Origin of the sequence: Burkholderia sp. Bp8963, assembly GCF_003854275.1 — a bacterium.
Lineage (GTDB): Bacteria > Pseudomonadota > Gammaproteobacteria > Burkholderiales > Burkholderiaceae > Burkholderia.
This window is the reverse complement of sequence record NZ_QTQP01000015.1, coordinates 137,124-153,874: the sequence shown is the minus strand read 5'-3', so window position 1 is coordinate 153,874 and position 16,751 is coordinate 137,124. Positions and strand designations below refer to the sequence as shown.

General features: G+C 66.8%; 18 protein-coding genes. 4 read left to right on the top strand and 14 right to left on the bottom strand.

The annotated features are described in order from the left end of the window. From DID96_RS15480 to DID96_RS38925, 6 genes are all read right to left on the bottom strand, one after another. On the bottom strand, positions 1-276 hold a 276-nt coding region (locus DID96_RS15480; protein WP_124600167.1), incomplete at its 3' end, for an ATP-binding cassette domain-containing protein. Between the two features lie 186 nt (positions 277-462). After that, positions 463-1,581 carry a polyamine ABC transporter substrate-binding protein gene (locus DID96_RS15475; protein ID WP_124600166.1) on the bottom strand — a complete coding sequence of 373 codons (1,119 nt, stop codon included), beginning with the start codon at positions 1,579-1,581 and terminating at the stop codon, positions 463-465. 60 nt (positions 1,582-1,641) lie between these two features. After that, positions 1,642-3,069, bottom strand: a complete 1,428-nt coding sequence (locus DID96_RS15470; RefSeq protein ID WP_124600165.1) for an aspartate aminotransferase family protein — start codon at positions 3,067-3,069, stop codon at positions 1,642-1,644. A gap of 28 nt (positions 3,070-3,097) precedes the next feature. Beyond that, positions 3,098-4,435, bottom strand: coding sequence for a glutamine synthetase family protein (locus tag DID96_RS15465; protein WP_124600164.1), 1,338 nt, complete (start codon positions 4,433-4,435; stop codon positions 3,098-3,100). A gap of 26 nt (positions 4,436-4,461) precedes the next feature. Further along, positions 4,462-5,247, bottom strand: a complete 786-nt coding sequence (locus DID96_RS15460) for a gamma-glutamyl-gamma-aminobutyrate hydrolase family protein (RefSeq protein ID WP_124600163.1) — start codon at positions 5,245-5,247, stop codon at positions 4,462-4,464. Between the two features lie 325 nt (positions 5,248-5,572). Then, entirely contained in the window at positions 5,573-5,794 is a 222-nt protein-coding gene (locus DID96_RS38925) for a hypothetical protein (protein ID WP_124600162.1), read from the bottom strand. 412 nt (positions 5,795-6,206) lie between these two features. Here DID96_RS38925 and DID96_RS15450 point away from each other — a divergent pair, with 412 nt between their 5' ends. Beyond that, positions 6,207-6,758: a cupin domain-containing protein gene (locus tag DID96_RS15450; RefSeq protein ID WP_124600161.1), complete on the top strand. Its 552-nt coding sequence runs from the start codon at positions 6,207-6,209 to the stop codon at positions 6,756-6,758. Between the two features lie 90 nt (positions 6,759-6,848). Next, positions 6,849-8,351 carry an aldehyde dehydrogenase gene (locus DID96_RS15445; protein ID WP_124600160.1) on the top strand — a complete coding sequence of 501 codons (1,503 nt, stop codon included), beginning with the start codon at positions 6,849-6,851 and terminating at the stop codon, positions 8,349-8,351. Positions 8,352-8,472: 121 nt separating this feature from the next. Here DID96_RS15445 and DID96_RS15440 read toward each other — a convergent pair whose 3' ends face one another. Next, positions 8,473-8,673, bottom strand: a complete 201-nt coding sequence (locus DID96_RS15440) for a heavy-metal-associated domain-containing protein (protein ID WP_124600159.1) — start codon at positions 8,671-8,673, stop codon at positions 8,473-8,475. Between the two features lie 340 nt (positions 8,674-9,013). On the opposite strand from DID96_RS15440, the gene DID96_RS15435 reads away from it, so the two are divergent. Together DID96_RS15435 and DID96_RS15430 are read left to right on the top strand one after the other, a co-directional pair. Continuing rightward, positions 9,014-9,346, top strand: a complete 333-nt coding sequence (locus DID96_RS15435; protein WP_124600158.1) for a cupredoxin domain-containing protein — start codon at positions 9,014-9,016, stop codon at positions 9,344-9,346. 11 nt (positions 9,347-9,357) lie between these two features. Then, the gene (locus DID96_RS15430; protein WP_124600157.1) at positions 9,358-10,194 is read left to right on the top strand and encodes an FTR1 family protein; all 837 of its coding nucleotides are present in this window, start codon (positions 9,358-9,360) and stop codon (positions 10,192-10,194) included. A gap of 96 nt (positions 10,195-10,290) precedes the next feature. Here DID96_RS15430 and DID96_RS15425 read toward each other — a convergent pair whose 3' ends face one another. The 7 genes from DID96_RS15425 to DID96_RS15395 form a co-directional block, all read right to left on the bottom strand. Then, positions 10,291-10,509 carry a hypothetical protein gene (locus tag DID96_RS15425; protein ID WP_124600156.1) on the bottom strand — a complete coding sequence of 73 codons (219 nt, stop codon included), beginning with the start codon at positions 10,507-10,509 and terminating at the stop codon, positions 10,291-10,293. Continuing rightward, positions 10,509-10,997 (bottom strand): hypothetical protein, encoded by a 489-nt coding sequence (locus DID96_RS15420; protein ID WP_124600155.1) that lies wholly within the window; start codon positions 10,995-10,997, stop codon positions 10,509-10,511. The genes DID96_RS15425 and DID96_RS15420 overlap by 1 nt, the downstream gene beginning before the upstream one ends. Positions 10,998-11,045: 48 nt before the next feature. After that, entirely contained in the window at positions 11,046-12,863 is a 1,818-nt protein-coding gene (gene glmS / locus DID96_RS15415) for a glutamine--fructose-6-phosphate transaminase (isomerizing) (RefSeq protein ID WP_124600154.1), read from the bottom strand. 53 nt (positions 12,864-12,916) lie between these two features. Then, the gene (gene glmU / locus DID96_RS15410; RefSeq protein WP_124600153.1) at positions 12,917-14,278 is read right to left on the bottom strand and encodes a bifunctional UDP-N-acetylglucosamine diphosphorylase/glucosamine-1-phosphate N-acetyltransferase GlmU; all 1,362 of its coding nucleotides are present in this window, start codon (positions 14,276-14,278) and stop codon (positions 12,917-12,919) included. A 147-nt stretch (positions 14,279-14,425) separates the two neighbouring features. Continuing rightward, positions 14,426-15,520 carry a tRNA 2-thiocytidine(32) synthetase TtcA gene (gene ttcA, locus DID96_RS15405; RefSeq protein WP_260463906.1) on the bottom strand — a complete coding sequence of 365 codons (1,095 nt, stop codon included), beginning with the start codon at positions 15,518-15,520 and terminating at the stop codon, positions 14,426-14,428. Then, positions 15,517-15,921 carry a dihydroneopterin aldolase gene (locus DID96_RS15400; RefSeq protein ID WP_059613472.1) on the bottom strand — a complete coding sequence of 135 codons (405 nt, stop codon included), beginning with the start codon at positions 15,919-15,921 and terminating at the stop codon, positions 15,517-15,519. Before DID96_RS15400 ends, ttcA begins: the two co-directional genes overlap by 4 nt. Positions 15,922-15,976: 55 nt before the next feature. After that, complete coding sequence (locus tag DID96_RS15395) at positions 15,977-16,750, bottom strand: SDR family oxidoreductase (protein WP_124600152.1); 774 nt, start codon at positions 16,748-16,750, stop codon at positions 15,977-15,979. Position 16,751 lies beyond the last annotated feature (1 nt).

The following is a 16,751-nucleotide window of genomic DNA, read 5'->3' as shown; positions in this document are numbered from 1 at the left end:
CGATGCGAGATCCTCGCCGTCGACGTAGATCTTGCCGGAGGTGGCCGTCTCGAGGCCGGCGAGCATGCGCAGCAACGTCGACTTGCCGCAGCCCGAGCTGCCGAGCAGTGCGAACAGCTCGTTCTTTGCGATCGTCAGGTTCACGTTGTCGACGGCGGTGCTGTCGCCGAATTTCTTCACGACGTTCTCGATGCGCACGAACGCATCGTTCTTCGAGCGGGCCGCGGCGGCCGGCTGCGCTTGGCGCGCGGCAGCGGAAGAGGGTATCGATTGCATGTGTTTCACCATTCGTTCATCACGGATTGCAGGCGTGAGCGTCCCCGCGCGAGGCGCAGGATGCGACTCGCGTGAACGGCTCGTGCCGGGTGGAGCGTGCGCGCGACGCGCGCGGGCGGACGGTCGTCCGCGTGATTCATGCGTGCAGGGATCGAGCGATTCCTGCGCCGCGTGCATGCATGGCGATCAGTGGCCGGTCTTCAATTGCGCCCACAGGCGGTTCTGCAGACGCAGGATGTCGGCCGGCATCGGCTTCATCAGCGTCATCTTCTTCAACACCTCTTCGGACGGGTAGACGGTCGGGTCCTGCGCGACTGCCGGCGTCACGAGCGGGTGTGCGGCCTTGTTCGCGGTCGGATAGAACACCGTGTTGGTGATCGCCGCGTTGACCTTCGGATCCTCGATGTAGTTGATCCACTTCAGTGCGGCTTCGGCGTGCGGCGCGTCCTTCGGGATCACCATCACGTCGAACCACAGCAGGCCGCCTTCCTTCGGGTTCGCGAACTTGATGTCGTACGAGCGCTTCGCTTCCGACGAGCGGCGGTGCGCGATGCCGACGTCGCCCGACCAGCCGAGTACGACGCAGACGTCGTTGTTCGCGAGATCGTTGATGTAGCCGGACGAGTTGAACTGGGTAATGTACGGGCGGACTTTCTTCAGGACGTCGAAGGCTGCCTGGTAGTCGGCGGGGTTCGTGCTGTTCGGGTTCTTGCCCATGTATTGCAGCGTCGCCGCGAACACGTCGACGGCCTGGTCGAGGAACGACACGCCGCAGCCCTTCAGCTTCGCCATGTTGGCCGGGTCGAACACGAGCGCCCAGCTGTCGACTGGCGCGTTGTCGCCGAGCGCCTTCTTCACGGCCTGCACGTTGTAGCCGATGCCGTCCGTGCCGTATGCCCACGGTACGCCGTACTGGTTGCCCGGATCCGCATCCGAGATCATCTTCATCAGCAGCGGGTCGAGGTTCGTGAGGTTCGGCAGCTTCGACTTGTCGAGCTTCTGGTAGACGCCCGCCTGGATCTGCTTGGCCATGTAGTTCGACGTCGGCACGACGATGTCGTAGCCCGAGCTGCCTGCGAGCAGCTTCGCCTGCAGCGTGTCGTCGCTGTCGTAGTTGTCGTACTTTACGTGGATGCCGGTCTGCTTCTGGAAGTTCGGAATCGTGTCGGGCGCGATGTAGTCCGACCAGTTGTAGACGTTCAGCTCGTCGGCGGCTTGCACCGGCGGGCTGGCGACGGACGTGAACGCGGCCGCGGCGGCAAGGGCGGCGGCGGAGCAGGCTTGGCGAAGATGACGAGCACGCATGGTGGAGTTCCCTTGGGTTATATGGGCGGCGGCGCCCGCCGCCGCCCGTAAGCGAAGCCGTTACGAGAGGCCCAGTTGCTGGGCGGTCGCATCGACGGCTTTCTTCGCCTTCGACACGAGTTCGTCGATCTCCTGGCGCGAGATCACGAGCGGCGGCGACAGCAGCATCCGGTCGCCGGTCGCACGCATGATCAGGTTGCCGTTGAAACAGAAGTCGCGGCAGATCGTGCCGACGTCGCCGCCGTTCGCGAAGCGGCGGCGCTCGGCGGGCGCTTCGGCGAGCTGCAGGCTCGCGACGAGTCCGTGGCCGTGCACTTCGCCGACGATCGGATGACGCGCGAACATCTCGCGCATCAGCGCCTGGAAGTACGGGCCCGTATCGGTCTTGACCCGTTCGACGATGCCTTCGTCGCGCAGCAGCTTCAGGTTCGCGACCGCGACCGCCGCCGCGACCGGGTGGCCCGAATACGTGAGGCCGTGGTTGAACTCGCCGTTGTCGATGATCGGCCGCACGACGCGCTCGTGGATGCCGACCGCGCCCATCGGCACGTAACCGGACGTGAGGCCCTTCGCCATCGTGATCAGGTCCGGTTCGAAGCCGAAGTGCTGGTGTGCGAACCATTCGCCGGTGCGGCCGAAACCGCCGATCACTTCGTCCGCGACGAGCAGGATGTCGTACTTGCGGCAGATCCGCTGGATTTCCGGCCAGTACGTCGACGGCGGGAAGATCACGCCGCCCGCGCCCTGGAACGGCTCGCCGATGAACGCGGCGACGTTTTCCGCGCCGAGTTCGAGGATCTTCGCCTCGAGCTGCTGCGCGCGTGCGAGGCCGAACGCTTCCGGCGTTTCGCCGGCCTGCGCTTCGCCGAAGAAATACGGCTGGTCGATGTGCACGATGTGCTCGACCTTGGACGGCATCTGCTCGTGCATGTAGCCCATCCCGCCGAGCGTGCCGCCCGCGATCGTCGAGCCGTGGTAGCCGTTCCTGCGCGAGATCACGTATTTCTTCTGCGGCTGGCCCTGCACGCGCCAGTACTGGTGCACGAGACGCAGCACGGTGTCGTTGCCTTCCGAGCCGCTGTTGCAATAGAAGAAGTGGTTGAAGCCCGGCGGCGTCACTTCGGCGAGCATTGCCGACAGCTCGATCACCGGCGGGTGCGTCGTCTTGAAGAACGTGTTGTAGAACGGCAGCTCCTGCAGTTGCCGGTACGCGGCGTCGGCGAGTTCCTTGCGGCCGTAGCCGACGTTCACGCACCACAGGCCGGCCATCCCGTCGATGATCTTGTTGCCGTCCGAGTCCCACAGGTAGACGCCGTCTGCCTTCACGATCACGCGGCTGCCCGCGCGGTTGAGCGCGCCCATGTCGGAGAACGGATGGATGTGGTGCGCGGCATCGAGCGCGCGGTATTCGGCGGTCGTGCGCTGTTGCGTCGCGCGGGCCGCCGGCGCGGCGGGCTGGATCCAGGCTGATTCGTTGCGGTAGGTCATGTTTCCTCCGGATTGCGGTTGTGCACGCTTACACGTGCAGCAGCAGATGGCGGCGTTCCCACGAGCTGATCACGCGGAAGAACGCTTCGTATTCGGTTTCCTTCAGCGCGAAATACGCCTTCAGGAACTTGTGGCCGAGAATCTCGCCGAGCGGCTCGCAGGCGGCCATCAGCGTCAGGCCTTCCTCGAGGTTGCGCGGCAGCTGGTACGGCAGGTCGTAGCCGTCGCTGACGAGCGGCTCGGTCGGCTCCAGCCGTTGCGTCATGCCGAGATAGCCGGCCGCGAGCGTCGCGGCGAGCGCGAGGTACGGGTTGCAGTCGACACCCGGGATCCGGTTCTCGATGCGGCGCGCGGCCGGGCCCGAGTGCGGGATGCGGAAGCCGACCGTGCGGTTGTCGTAGCCCCACTGCACGTTGATCGGCGCGGCCATGAAGCGCGACAGCCGGCGGTACGAGTTGATGTACGGCGCGAAGATCGGCATCAGCGCCGGCGTGTACTTCTGCAGGCCCGCGAGATAGTTGTAGAACATCGACGTCGCGCCGCCCGTCTCCTTCGACGTGAACAGGTTGTGGCCCGTTTCCTCGTCGACGATGCTCTGGTGCACGTGCATCGCCGAACCGGGCTCGCCTTCCATCGGCTTCGCCATGAACGTCGCATACATGTTGTGGCGCAGCGCCGCTTCGCGCACCGTGCGCTTGAACAGGAACACCTGGTCGGCCAGCGACAGTGCGTCGCCGTGCATGAAGTTGATCTCCATCTGCGCGGCGCCGACCTCGTGGATCAGCGTGTCGATGTCGAGGTTCTGCGATTCGCAGTACTCGTAGATGTCCTCGAACAGCGGATCGAACTCGTTGACGGCCTCGATCGAATACGACTGGCGGCCCGTTTCCGGGCGGCCCGTGCGGCCGACCGGCGGGCGCAGCGGCAGGTCCGGGTCCTTGTTCATGTCGACCAGGTAGAACTCGAGCTCGGGTGCCACGACCGGCTTCCAGCCCTTCGCCTTGTACAGGTCGAGCACGCGGCGCAGCACGTAGCGCGGCGAGATCTCGACCGGGGAGCCGTCGAAATGCACACAGTCGTGGATCACCTGCGCGGTCGGGTCGACCGCCCACGGGATCAGGCGGATCGTCGACGTGTCGGGCACGCACACCATGTCGGGATCGGTGACGCCGGTGAGCGACCCGTCTTCCGGATATTCGCCGGTGACGGTCTGCACCATCACGGCCTGCGGCAGGCGCATCGATTCGCCGGACGTGAACTTGTTGCGCGGCGTGATCTTGCCGCGCGCGATGCCGGCCATGTCGGGAATGATCGCTTCGATCTCGGTGATCCGGTGTTTCTTCAGAAATTCGTCGATGTCTTGCATGTCTGTTCTCGTTGTTGGGTCGGCGCTCATGCGAGCGCGGCGGACGCGGCGGGCGTGCGGGCCGTGCGGCGCGCGCGGCAGGCCGCGCCGAATGCACGGAAGATCGCGCTCGACAGCGCGTCGTGCGCGTGACGCCATTCCGGATGCCATTGCACGGCGAGCGCGAAGGCCGGCGCGTCGATCACGCTCACGGCCTCGATCAGGCCGTCGGGGGCGGTCGCTTCGACCGCGAGCCCCGCGCCGAGTCGCGCGATGCCCTGCTTGTGCAGCGAATTCACCTGCACTTCGTCGCGGCCATCGGCGAACCGATGCAGCAGGCCGCCTGCCGTCAGGCGCACGGGATGCGCGGGGCCGTATTGCGATTCGAGCGGTGCGTCGTCGTCCTCGCGGTGATCGGCGAGGCCTGCCACTTCGTGCACGCGCTGGTGCAGCGTGCCGCCGTACGCGACGTTCAGCTCCTGGAAGCCGCGGCAGACCGCGAGCACCGGCACGCCGGCGGCGATCGCCGCGCGCAGCAGCGGCAGCGTCGTCGCGTCGCGCGCGGCGTCGTGCTTCGTGCCGGGCGCGCTCGGTTCGCCGCCGTACAGGTGCGGCTCGACGTTCGAATAGCTGCCGGTAAACAACAGGCCGTCGACCGCGTCGACGATGTCGTCGACCGACTGCCGTTCGCCGAGCGCGGGCAGCACCATCGCGAGCGCGTGCGCGCCGTCGACGATGGCCGCGACGTACTTGTCGCCGACGGTGTGCGACGCGTGCGCGCCGATTTGCGTGTAGTCGGCGGTGAGGCCGACGAGAGGTTTCCTTTCTTCCATGGCGTCAATCAGGTTGCCTAAACAGGTGCCTAAGCAGGCCGTGAAGCGTTGCTGCCGATGCAAGCCGGACGTGGCTAGCGCCGAAAAGCAGGCGCGACTTGGCCCCGCGGCCGTGCGCTGTGCGCCAAGGCCGCTGACAAATGAGCGCAGCGTGAATCCGTGGGCGACCCGCGCTGCGCGCGACGATCAGGCCGGCGTCCGTTTCGTGGTGCGGCGCAGCGCGCGGCAACGCACGCGCGAGCGCGATCCGTCACCGGTCACCAGTCAAACGGTGGGCGGCAGACGTGATGCGGGCGAAACGGACGGCGGAAAAGGAAAAGAGGCGCTACGGCAGCAGCGACGCCACTTCGTCGGTATGGATCGCGACGAACGCGCGCGCGGAGACGGCGTTGTGACGTCGAACGGAACGACGGGACAGGATGGTGTAGATCGACAGATGCAGGCGAGGACTATGCCAGCCGCAACTGCCGTCGGAAGGCGGGGCAGCGCTGCGCAAACTTCGCGCATCGCCTCGATCCCACCTCACCAGAGGGCCACGGACTCTCACGATTACACTCGACTGGTTTGTTGAAAGTATTGAACACCTGATTGCTCGAACACCGGGGGCGTTTAAATAATCGAGGCGCCGGTCGCGCGTCATTCACATCGATGAGCGTCGATTTTTGCGTTGCAATAATGCAATTCGCTGCTCATGACGGTCAGATGACGCTGACCTGAGAGCCAGCATATACGAGCCAAAAACGGCGTCAAATGTTTTTTATCGGCTCCGCATCAGGGCTTTCCCGAGCACTGCGAATAAAAGATGCGTAAATGGAATGATGCGCGGGGTGTTGATTATTTCGAACGCCTTTCAGGGTTTTCCCCGTCAATGCGCGGCATAAAGTGATTAGAATATTCAACGGGCGTACCACGCGTCGTTTCACTTTTTCATCGCATCTATCGTGTCCGAATCCGAATCGATGTCCACCGAAGTCGCCGAGCGTCTGCGCTTCGTGCGCAACAAGCATGGCCTGTCGCAACGCGAACTCGCGAAGCGGGCCGGCGTGACCAACGGCACGATTTCCCTGATCGAACAAGGGCGCGTCAGCCCGTCGGTCGGCTCGTTGAAGAAGCTGCTCGAATGCATCCCGATGAGCCTCGCGGAATTCTTCACATTTGAGCTCGTCGAATCGCGCACGGTGGTGTCGCGCCGTGACGAGATGCCGAACCTCGGCAACGATACGCTCGCGTTTCATCTCGTCGGCGCGGGCGTGAAGGACCGCAACATGTGCATCATGCGCGAGGTGTACCAGCCGCAGGCCGACACCGGCCCCGAGATGCTCGCGCATGCGGGGCACGAGGGCGGCGTCGTCGTGTCGGGGCAGCTCGAACTCACCGTCGACGGCGCGACCTGGCTGCTCGACCCCGGAGACGGCTACTACTTCGAAAGCCGTTTGCCGCATCGTTTTCGAAATCCCAGCGCGGAGCAGATCTGCGAGGTCGTCTCGGCCAACTCGCCGCCGACCTTCTGACCTTCTTGCCGCGCGTCACCGCATTCGCTGCCGGCCATGTCGTGGGCGCATCGCTTCGGATGGCGAATGACTCAACACTGAGGCATCCTGATGAACAAGTTGACTTTGGCTTTGACTTTGGCTGATTGGCAGGACAAGGCAGCGTCGCTCGAGATCGAAGGGCGCGCATTCATCGATGGCGCGTTGCGCGACGCGCACGCTGGCAAGACGTTCGACTGCGTGAGCCCGATCGACGGCCGCGTGCTCGCGAAGGTCGCCGATTGCGGCGAGGCGGACGTCGACGCGGCCGTCGCGGCCGCGCGCCGCGCATTCGACGCGCAGGTATGGGCGGGCCTGAACCCGCGCGCGCGCAAGGCGGTGCTGCTGCGCTGGGCCGCGCTGATGCGCGAGCATCTCGACGAGCTGGCGCTGCTCGAGACGCTCGACGCGGGCAAGCCGATCGGCGATACGACGACGGTCGACGTGCCGGGCGCCGCATACTGCGTCGAATGGTTCGCCGAAGCGATCGACAAGGTCGGCGGCGAAGTCGTGCCGGCCGACCATCACCTGGTCGGGCTCGTCACGCGCGAGGCGATCGGCGTCGTCGCGGCGGTCGTGCCGTGGAACTTCCCGATCCTGATGGCCGCGTGGAAGTTCGGCCCGGCGCTCGCGGCCGGCAACAGCGTCGTGCTGAAGCCGTCGGAGAAATCGCCGCTCACGGCGATCCGGGTCGCGCAGCTCGCGCACGAAGCCGGCATTCCGGCCGGCGTGTTCAACGTCGTGCCGGGCGCGGGCGAGCCCGGCAAGCTGCTCGCGCTGCATCGCGACGTCGACTGCGTCGCGTTCACGGGCTCGACGGCGGTCGGCAAGCTGATCATGCAGTACGCCGCGCAATCGAACCTGAAGCGCGTGTGGCTCGAGCTCGGCGGCAAGTCGCCGAACATCGTGCTGCCGGATTGTCCGGATCTCGACCGCGCGGCGCAGGCCGCGGCCGGTGCGATCTTCTACAACATGGGCGAGATGTGCACCGCGGGCTCGCGCCTGCTCGTGCATCGCGACATCAAGGATGCGTTCGTCGAGAAGCTGGTCGCGGCCGCGCGCGCGTACGTGCCCGGCAATCCGCTCGACCCGTCGACGTCGATGGGCGCGATCGTCGACGGCATCCAGCTCGAGCGCGTGCTCGGCTACATCGAGGCCGGGCGCAGCGAAGGCACGCTCGTGACGGGCGGTGCGCGCGTGAAGGAGGAGACGGGCGGCTTCTATGTCGAGCCGACGGTGTTCGAGGTGAAGCCCGACGCGAAGATCGCGCGCGAGGAGATATTCGGGCCGGTGCTGTCGTTGATCGTGTTCGACGACGTCGACGAGGCCGTGCGCATCGCGAACGACTCCGAGTACGGGCTTGCGGCCGCGGTGTGGACGTCGAACCTGACGACCGCGCACGAGGTATCGCGCCGTCTGCGCGCGGGCACCGTATGGGTGAACTGCTACGACGAAGGCGGCGACATGAATTTCCCGTTCGGCGGCTACAAGCAGTCGGGCAACGGCCGCGACAAGTCGCTGCACGCGCTCGAGAAATACACGGAGCTGAAGTCGACGCTCGTGCGGTTGCGCTGAGCTCGAGTGTGCGCGTGCGTGCCGCGGCGGCATGCGGTGTGCACGCGGCCGGCTGCCGTGTGGCAGCCGGCGGTGCGCGGGTGGTGTGCCGGTGATGCGTCGGTGATGTGCCGGTGGCGTGTTACGCGGCGCGCAGCGCGGGATGGAAGCCCGCGGCTTCGATGATCGACTGCACGTGTGTCGCAGACTGCGTCGATTCGACCTTCACCGTCTTTGCCGCGACGTCGATGTCGAGCCTGGCGCCGGGATCGGCCGCCGTCACCGCACGGGTGATCGCGTTCGCGCAGCCGCCGCAGGTCATGTCCTGTACTTCGAATTCCATCATTGCCTCCCAGGTTGAAGAACGTGCACAGCATGAAGCTTGCCACGGTGGCAAGGTCAAGTGCGCGCGCGCATGCCGCGCATCGTGCGTCGCATCCGCGTCGCGACAGGAATTAGTAAGAATGTAATCAGATGATTTAAAAATTCGCCGGAACGTCATTCGGTAGTTAGCCTGATTGACCGTTTGAGGATGCCTGGCAGTTCGCCGAAAGCCATTTATAAACAAGCGCTTGTGCGAATCTCCGCTACGCGATCTCCATTTGACGAGCAAGGGCATCCGATGTGAAAATGCGAATCGATCTTAATATCAATCTCTGTCAACATTTCGTTCCCTGTCAAACATGAACCGTATCGCTTTCGGCTTTGCTGTGGCCCTGCTGGGCGCGTCGGCCACTTCCGCGTGGGCTGCCGACGACGTCTACAACCTGACCCTGAAGGACCACAAGTTTTCGCCTGAGGGCGTGACGATTCCGGCCGGCAAGAAGGTGAAGTTCGTCGTGAAGAACCTCGACGCGACGCCGGCCGAATTCGAGAGCGACGACTTCAAGGCCGAGAAGGTGATTCCTGCCGGCAAGCAAGCGGAAATCATGATCGGGCCGCTGAAGGCCGGCACCTACGAGTTCCACGACGAGTACCACGAGGCTCAGTCGAAGACGCATCTCACCGTCAAGTAAGCGCACCCGCCATGTTGTCCACTGCCCTGATCGTTTTTCGTGAAGTGCTCGAGGCCGCGCTGGTGGTCTCGATCGTGATGGCCGCCACGAAGGGCGTGCCGCGGCGCGGCTGGTGGGTCGGCAGCGGGCTCGTCGGCGGCATCGTCGGCGCGGGCCTGATCGCGGCGTTCGCCGACGTGATCTCGCAATGGGCGTCAGGGATGGGCCAGGAGGTGTTCAACGCGGGCGTGATGTTCGTCGCGACGCTGATGCTCGCATGGCACAGCATCTGGATGAGCAAGCATGGCCGCGAAATGGCGCAGCACATGAGCGCGGTCGGCCGGGCCGTCGCGGCCGGCAGCAAGCCGCTCACCGGGCTCGCGATCGTCGTCGGCGTCGCGGTGCTGCGCGAAGGCTCGGAGGCCGTGCTGTTCCTGTACGGCATCGCGGCGGGCGATCCGGGGCAGACGCCGCAGATGGTCGCGGGCGGGCTGCTCGGCGTGTTCGGCGGCGCGGGGCTCGGCTATGCGATGTATGCGGGCCTGCTGCGGATTCCGCTGAAGCGCCTGTTCTCCGTCACCAACGGGTTGCTCGTGCTGCTCGCGGCGGGAATGGCGAGCCAGTGCGTCGGCTTCCTGCTGGCGGCCGATCTCGTGCCGTCGTGGGGCGATGCCGTGTGGGACACGTCGTGGCTGCTCAAGGATACGAGCATCGTCGGCAAGGCCTTGCATACGCTGATCGGCTATACCGCGCGTCCGGCGGGCATCCAGATCGCCGCGTATCTCGGCACGCTGGTGGCGATCGTCGTGCTGGCGCGGCTCGTTGGCCGACCGCAGCGCGCGGTGCAGCCGCCGCGGCAAGCCGTCTGATTCGACACGCGAGCGTGAATGCGACAAGGGGCGTCCGAGGACGCCCCTTGTTTCATTGAAGGCCAGGATCGGCCGTGCCTCACCAGCCGCAAGCGCTCAGCGATGGTTGTCGATCCACGCGCGAGCCCATTCGAGCCCGGCAACGCGTGCGTCATCCTCGGTGTCGAACACACCCAGCACGCCCGACGCTTCGACGAGCTTGTTGTTCTGCGTGATCGTTCCGCTTGCCGCGAAGCGCTCCGGCTGCAGGATCTCGTCCTGCTGCAGGATCGCGTGGCCCCAGATCTGGTAGCCGTGGTAGGTTTCCGCTTCCATTATCGTGCCACCCTGGCCGGCCCGTTGCGCGTGCCGACCCGCAGCACGTTCCCGTCCGGCGTGTATTGCCGCGGAATGTCGTTGTACGCGAGGCCATGCGGCGTGTCCTGCGCGTCGGGCTGCATCACCGTCAGCCGGCCCGGCGCCGGCTGGGCGACGGGGCGCGCAGCCGGTGCGGCGTCGGGCGCCGGCGCGTGATGCGCGCCCGTCTTCAGCGTCTTCAGCGTCTGCGCGGTTTGCACGACATGGCGCTTGTGGAGTTTCACGGCCGCCTTCGGCTGCACGGCGGCATGCTTCGCCGGTGCGGCCGCGTGCGGCTCGGCGGGGCGGGCCGCCGGCGTCCGGGGCGCCGATGCGTGTGCATCCGGCGTACGGGCATCCGGCGTACGGGCTTCCGGCGGATTCCAGACCTCGACGTAATGCTCGGCGGCCCAGCCCGACGACGCGAATGTGAGTGCCAGCAACCCGCAACCAATCAGTCTCACCATGCTATCTCCGTCTGTCTCGTCGGCGGTGCAACAGGCGTGCGACGCCGCTTATTCGACCGTCACCGACTTTGCCAGATTGCGCGGCTTGTCGACGTCGGTGCCGCGCGCACATGCGGTGTGGTACGCGAGCAGCTGCAGCGGCACGACGTGCAGGATCGGCGACAGCTGGCCATAGTGTTCCGGCATCCGGATCACGTGCAGGCCTTCGTCGTTGACGATATGCGTGTCGGCGTCCGCGAACACGTACAGCTCGCCGCCGCGCGCGCGCACTTCCTGCATGTTCGACTTCAGCTTCTCGAGCAGCGTGTCGTTCGGCGCGACCGTGACGACCGGCATCGCTTCCGTGACGAGCGCGAGCGGGCCGTGCTTCAGTTCGCCGGCCGGGTAGGCCTCGGCGTGGATGTACGAGATTTCCTTCAGCTTCAGCGCGCCTTCGAGCGCGATCGGATAGTGCAGCCCGCGGCCGAGGAACAGCGCGTTTTCCTTGCGCGCGAATTCTTCCGCCCACGCGATGATCTGCGGCTCGAGTGCGAGCACGCTGTTCAGCGCGGCCGGCAGGTGGCGCAGCTGCTTCAGGAATTGTGCTTCGAGCGCGGCGTCGACGTGCCCGCGCAGCTTGCCGAGCGTCGCGGCCAGTACGAACAGCGCGACGAGCTGCGTCGTGAACGCCTTCGTCGACGCGACGCCGATCTCGGTGCCCGCGTGCGTCAGGAACTGCATCTCGGTGAGGCGCACCATCGCGCTCGTCGCGACGTTGCACACCGCGAGCGTGTGCGTATGGCCGAGCGACTGCGCGTGCTTGAGCGCGGCGAGCGTGTCGGCGGTTTCGCCCGACTGCGAGATCACCAGCACGAGCTGGCGCGGGTTCGGCACCGATTCGCGATAGCGGTATTCGCTCGCGATCTCGACCTGGGTCGGGATCTTCGCGATCGATTCGAGCCAGTACTTCGCGGTGAGGCCCGAGTAGTAGCTGGTGCCGCACGCGAGGATCAGCAGGCTGTCGATGTCCGCGAACGCGGCGGGCGCCGCGTCGCCGAACAGCGTCGCGTCGAATGCGTCGGCCTGCGGGACCGTGTCGCTGATCGCGCGCGGCTGCTCGAAGATTTCCTTCTGCATGAAGTGGCGATACGGCCCGAGCTCGACCGCGCCGCCGTATGCGCTGACGATGCGCACTTCACGCTGCGCGAGCTCGCCATGACGGTCGACGATCTTCACGCCTTCGCGCGACAGCTCGCAGACGTCGCCTTCCTCGAGGAACGTGAATTGGTCGGTGCTGCCCGCGAGCGCGAGCGCATCGGACGCGAGGAAGTTCTCGCCATCGCCGTAGCCGACGACGAGCGGCGAGCCCTGCCGTGCGCCGACGACCGTGTGCGGCTGGTCCTTGTGGATCACCGCGATCGCGTACGCGCCGTGCAGCTGCTGCACCGCTTCGCGCACCGCGGCGAACAGGTCGCCGCGATACAGGCTGTGCACGAGGTGCGCGATCACTTCGGTGTCGGTCTGCGACACGAACTCGTAGCCCTTCGCGCGCAGCGCATCGCGCAGCGGCTCGAAGTTCTCGATGATGCCGTTGTGGACGAGCGCGAGCGCGTCCGACGAGAAGATCGGGTGGGCGTTGTGCGTGACCGGCGCGCCGTGCGTCGCCCAGCGCGTGTGTGCGATGCCCGTCGTGCCTTCGAGATGCGTGTCGCGAACCTGCTCGTCGAGGTCCGAGACGCGCGCGACGCTGCGCGCGCGCTTCGGTGCATTCGGCTCGAGGACGGCAACGCCGCACGAATCGTAGCCACGGTATTCAAGGCGCCGCAAACCTTCGATCAGCACCGGAACGATATTACGCTGCGCAACTGCGCCGACAATGCCGCACATGGAAATCTACCCTCTATGTCGAAGCGGGCGCCATGCCGGCGCCCGCGAGAAGTTCAGCTTTTCTTCTTGACCGGTCGGACGTAGCCGCTTTTCGCGGTCTGCGTCTTCTCGTTCAATGCGAGAAGGCCGTCGGCGACGTCCTTCCAGATCGTCGTGCCCGCCGCGATCGTCACGCCGCGGCCGACATGCACCGGCGCGACGAATTGCGTATCCGATCCGACGAACACGTCGTCTTCGATGACGGTGCGGAACTTGTTCGCGCCGTCGTAGTTGCAGGTGATCGTGCCCGCGCCGATGTTCACGCGCGCGCCGATGTCGGCGTCGCCGATGTACGTGAGGTGGTTCGCCTTCGAGCCGTGCCCGATCACCGCGTTCTTCACCTCGACGAAGTTGCCGACGTGCGCCTCGTCGGCGAGCTGCGCGCCCGGGCGCAGCCGCGCGTACGGGCCGATCACCGTGTGCGCGCCGAGTTCGGCGCCGTCGATGTGCGTGAACGCGTCGATGCGCGTGCCCGCGCCGATCGACGCATTGCGGATCACGCAGTTCGGGCCGACCGTCACGTTGTCGGCGAGCGTCACGTTGCCTTCGAACACGCAGTTGACGTCGATCGACACGTCGCGGCCGCAGCGCAGCGTGCCGCGCACGTCGAGCCGCGCCGGATCGGCGAGCGTCACGCCGTCGACGAGCAGCGCGTCGGCGAGGGTGCGCTGGTGCACGCGCTCGAGCTCGGCGAGCTGCGCCTTGCTGTTCACGCCGAGCGTTTCCCATTCGGCGTCGGGCTGCGCGGTGACGACTTCGAAGCCGGCCTCGATCGCGAGTTCGACCACGTCGGTCAGGTAGTACTCGCCCTGCGCGTTTTCGTTCTTCAGCGCGCCGAGCCACATCGACAACTGGGCCGTGGGCGTGACGATGATGCCGGTGTTGATCTCGTTGATCTTCTGCTGCTCTGGCGACGCGTCCTTCTGCTCGACGATGCGCGTGACGAAGCCCGCGGCGTCGCGCACGATGCGGCCGTAGCCGGTCGGATCGTCGAGCGTCACCGTCAGGATGCCGTAGCGGCCTTCGCGCGACGCATCGACGAGGCGCTGCAGCGTCGAAACGCGGGTGAGCGGCACGTCGCCGTACAGCACGAGGGTCGGTTGCGCGGGGTCGAGGAGCGGCAGCGCCTGGCGCACCGCGTGGCCGGTGCCGAGCTGTTCGGCCTGCACCGCGAACTGCACGTCGGGGGCTGCGACGGCCGCCTGGACCTGCTCGGCGCCATGACCGACGACGACGACGAGCCGGGACGGCTGCAGCGCGCGCGCGGTGGCGATGACGTGGGAGAGGAGCGGCCTGCCGGCCAGGGGATGAAGCACTTTCGGCAGCGCGGAACGCATGCGCTTGCCGGTGCCTGCCGCCAAAATCACGATATTCATGGCGCCAGCGTGTCAGAAGAGTTCGAAGCCGCCCATTTTAGCATGGGCGCTCCGGCGCCCGAGGGCCGCCGCACGAGATTGGCGGAACCGGAAAGGGCGCACCGCGGAACCCGGAAGCGGCGCGTCGCGCCCCTTCCGGCAGCCATGTTACAGGTCGTCGAACTGGACGATCGAAATGGGTTTCGCGCCACCTGGCGCGGACGTGTCGTCGCCCGTCGCGCACGGCTCCTCGTCGAACGCGATGTCGCCCTGCGGATCGGCCTCGCCGGTCGCGCGCAGCGACGCGAACGGGAACTGCGTGGTGTCCATCAGGTGCGACGGCACGACGTTCGCGAGCGCGCTGAACATGTTGTCGACGCGGCCCGGGAAGCGCTTGTCCCATTCGCGGATCAGCGCCTTCATTTCCGCGCGCTTCAGGTTCGGCTGGCTGCCGCACAGGTTGCACGGGATGATCGGGAATTCGCGCAGCTCCGCGAATTTCTCCAGATCGGTTTCCTTCACGTACGCGAGCGGGCGGATCACGACGTTCTTGCCGTCGTCCGACTGCAGCTTCGGCGGCATCCCCTTCAGCTTGCCGCCGTAGAACATGTTCAGCAGCAGCGTCTGCAGGATGTCGTCGCGGTGATGGCCGAGCGCGATCTTGGTCGCGCCGAGCTCGCCCGCGACGCGGTACAGGATCCCGCGGCGCAGCCGCGAGCACAGCGAGCAGGTCGTCTTGCCCTCGGGCACGAGGCGCTTGACGATGCTGTAGGTGTCCTGGTTCTCGATATGGAACGGCACGCCGATCTGCGTCAGGTACTCGGGCAGCACGTGCTCGGGGAAGCCCGGCTGCTTCTGGTCGAGGTTCACGGCGACGATGTCGAAGTCGATCGGCGCGCGCTCGCGCAGCCGCAGCAGCACGTCGAGCATCGCGTAGCTGTCCTTGCCGCCCGACAGGCAGACCATCACCTTGTCGCCTTGCTCGATCATGTTGTAGTCGCCGATCGCCTGGCCGACCTGGCGCACGATCCGCTTGAACAGCTTGTTGTTCTCGTACGCTTCCTTCTGCTCGCGGCGCGTCAGCGCGCGGCGGCCGGCGTTGGCCGCGCCGGCTTCGACGGGGGCCGCATCGGCGGCTGCGGTGTCGGCCGTCAGGCTGGCGACTGCCGCGGCATCGGTTGCCGCGCTATCGACCGCCGCGGTATCGACCGCCGCGGTACCGACCGCCGCTTCATTCAGATTGGGGGTATGGGGGGCGTTCATGCTCGCTCCTCGTCCTTGATGCGAAAGACTTCGACGCCGACGGCGTCGCAGTCCGGATAAGCGTCCGGTTTCTCGGTACGGACGCGTACCGCGCGCACGGCATCGTGCGCCAGCAGGTGCGCGGCGATCGCGTCGCACAGCGTTTCCTGCAGGTGGATGTGGCCGCGCGCCACGCATTGCGCGACGCTCTGCTTCATCAGATCGTAGTCGACGACTTCATGCAGCCGGTCGTCGACGGGGGTGCTGAGCGCAAGCGGCACGAACAGGTCGACATTGATGACGACGCGCTGCTCGCCGCGCTTCTCGTGCTCGAATGCCCCGATGTTGATGTGCACTTCGTAGTCGCGCAGGTAGAGCCTGCGGCAATCCGCGAGGCGGGGGTGCAGGAGGGCGGAATGCATGGTCGTTCCAGTCAAATTGGCGTGCGCGCACGCAAAGCGGCGCGGGCGGCGGCCGTCATGGCGCCCGCCCGTGCGGTTCATTCGGGTCGGCGGCAGGCGGCACCAGGTGCTCGCCGCCGTCGACGGTCAGCGTCGCGCCGGTGATGCCGGGCGCGTCCGCCAGGTAGCAGGCTGCCGCCGCGATGTCGTCCGCGTGCGGCGCGTGCCCGCGCACGAGCGCCGCGACGCGCACCTTCGGCGCAAGCGCGAGCGCGAGCGCGGCGGTCGCGCGGTTCAGCGCGGCCTGCATCAGCGCGTGCGACAGCTGCCCGGGCGCCGGGTGGAACAGCGCCTGGTCCAGCACGTGGATCGCACATGCGCGCAGCGCTTCGTCGGCGCGCGCGCCGTCAGGCGTCGCGGCTTCGAGCGCGCGGGCCAGCGCGAGCGGCGCGGTGACGTTGCGGGCGAGCGCGGCAGCGAGCGCCACGTGGTTCACCGATTGTGCATCGTCGGCGCCCGCCGGTGCACTGTGGAACACGACACACGCGGGCCGGCCGAGCGCCGCGCCGCAGGCGTCGACGAGTCCCGCCGCGCCGGCTTCGAGGGTCAGATCGGCATCGAGCACGGCCGCGCGGCGTCCGAGCGCGCCGATCTCGGCGACGATCTCGGCAAAAATCGCGTCGGCCGCCGCCCGCGGCGCGCCGGCGCCGCGCTGCAGCGCGACGTCCCAGCCGCGCCGGGCGAACGCCGTCGCGAGCGCGCGACCGATCGACGCGGCGTCGGCCGCGCTGTCCGCGGCGCCGGCGATGAGCACCACGCGTGCGGGCGACATATCGGCTGAAACGGTCATT

What these genes read in the sequence shown, in the direction of transcription:
- ttcA (WP_260463906.1), bottom strand. Translation starts at nt 15,520, where the DNA reads ATGAACGCCCCCCATACCCCCAATCTGAATGAAGCGGCGGTCGGTACC.
- DID96_RS15400 (WP_059613472.1), bottom strand. Translation starts at nt 15,921, where the DNA reads ATGCATTCCGCCCTCCTGCACCCCCGCCTCGCGGATTGCCGCAGGCTC.
- glmU (WP_124600153.1), bottom strand. Translation starts at nt 14,278, where the DNA reads ATGAATATCGTGATTTTGGCGGCAGGCACCGGCAAGCGCATGCGTTCC.
- DID96_RS15450 (WP_124600161.1), top strand. Translation starts at nt 6,207, where the DNA reads ATGTCCACCGAAGTCGCCGAGCGTCTGCGCTTCGTGCGCAACAAGCAT.
- DID96_RS15445 (WP_124600160.1), top strand. Translation starts at nt 6,849, where the DNA reads ATGAACAAGTTGACTTTGGCTTTGACTTTGGCTGATTGGCAGGACAAG.
- DID96_RS15425 (WP_124600156.1), bottom strand. Translation starts at nt 10,509, where the DNA reads ATGGAAGCGGAAACCTACCACGGCTACCAGATCTGGGGCCACGCGATC.
- DID96_RS15460 (WP_124600163.1), bottom strand. Translation starts at nt 5,247, where the DNA reads ATGGAAGAAAGGAAACCTCTCGTCGGCCTCACCGCCGACTACACGCAA.
- glmS (WP_124600154.1), bottom strand. Translation starts at nt 12,863, where the DNA reads ATGTGCGGCATTGTCGGCGCAGTTGCGCAGCGTAATATCGTTCCGGTG.
- DID96_RS15475 (WP_124600166.1), bottom strand. Translation starts at nt 1,581, where the DNA reads ATGCGTGCTCGTCATCTTCGCCAAGCCTGCTCCGCCGCCGCCCTTGCC.
- DID96_RS15395 (WP_124600152.1), bottom strand. Translation starts at nt 16,750, where the DNA reads ATGACCGTTTCAGCCGATATGTCGCCCGCACGCGTGGTGCTCATCGCC.
- DID96_RS15435 (WP_124600158.1), top strand. Translation starts at nt 9,014, where the DNA reads ATGAACCGTATCGCTTTCGGCTTTGCTGTGGCCCTGCTGGGCGCGTCG.
- DID96_RS15470 (WP_124600165.1), bottom strand. Translation starts at nt 3,069, where the DNA reads ATGACCTACCGCAACGAATCAGCCTGGATCCAGCCCGCCGCGCCGGCG.
- DID96_RS15440 (WP_124600159.1), bottom strand. Translation starts at nt 8,673, where the DNA reads ATGGAATTCGAAGTACAGGACATGACCTGCGGCGGCTGCGCGAACGCG.
- DID96_RS15420 (WP_124600155.1), bottom strand. Translation starts at nt 10,997, where the DNA reads ATGGTGAGACTGATTGGTTGCGGGTTGCTGGCACTCACATTCGCGTCG.
- DID96_RS15465 (WP_124600164.1), bottom strand. Translation starts at nt 4,435, where the DNA reads ATGCAAGACATCGACGAATTTCTGAAGAAACACCGGATCACCGAGATC.
- DID96_RS15430 (WP_124600157.1), top strand. Translation starts at nt 9,358, where the DNA reads ATGTTGTCCACTGCCCTGATCGTTTTTCGTGAAGTGCTCGAGGCCGCG.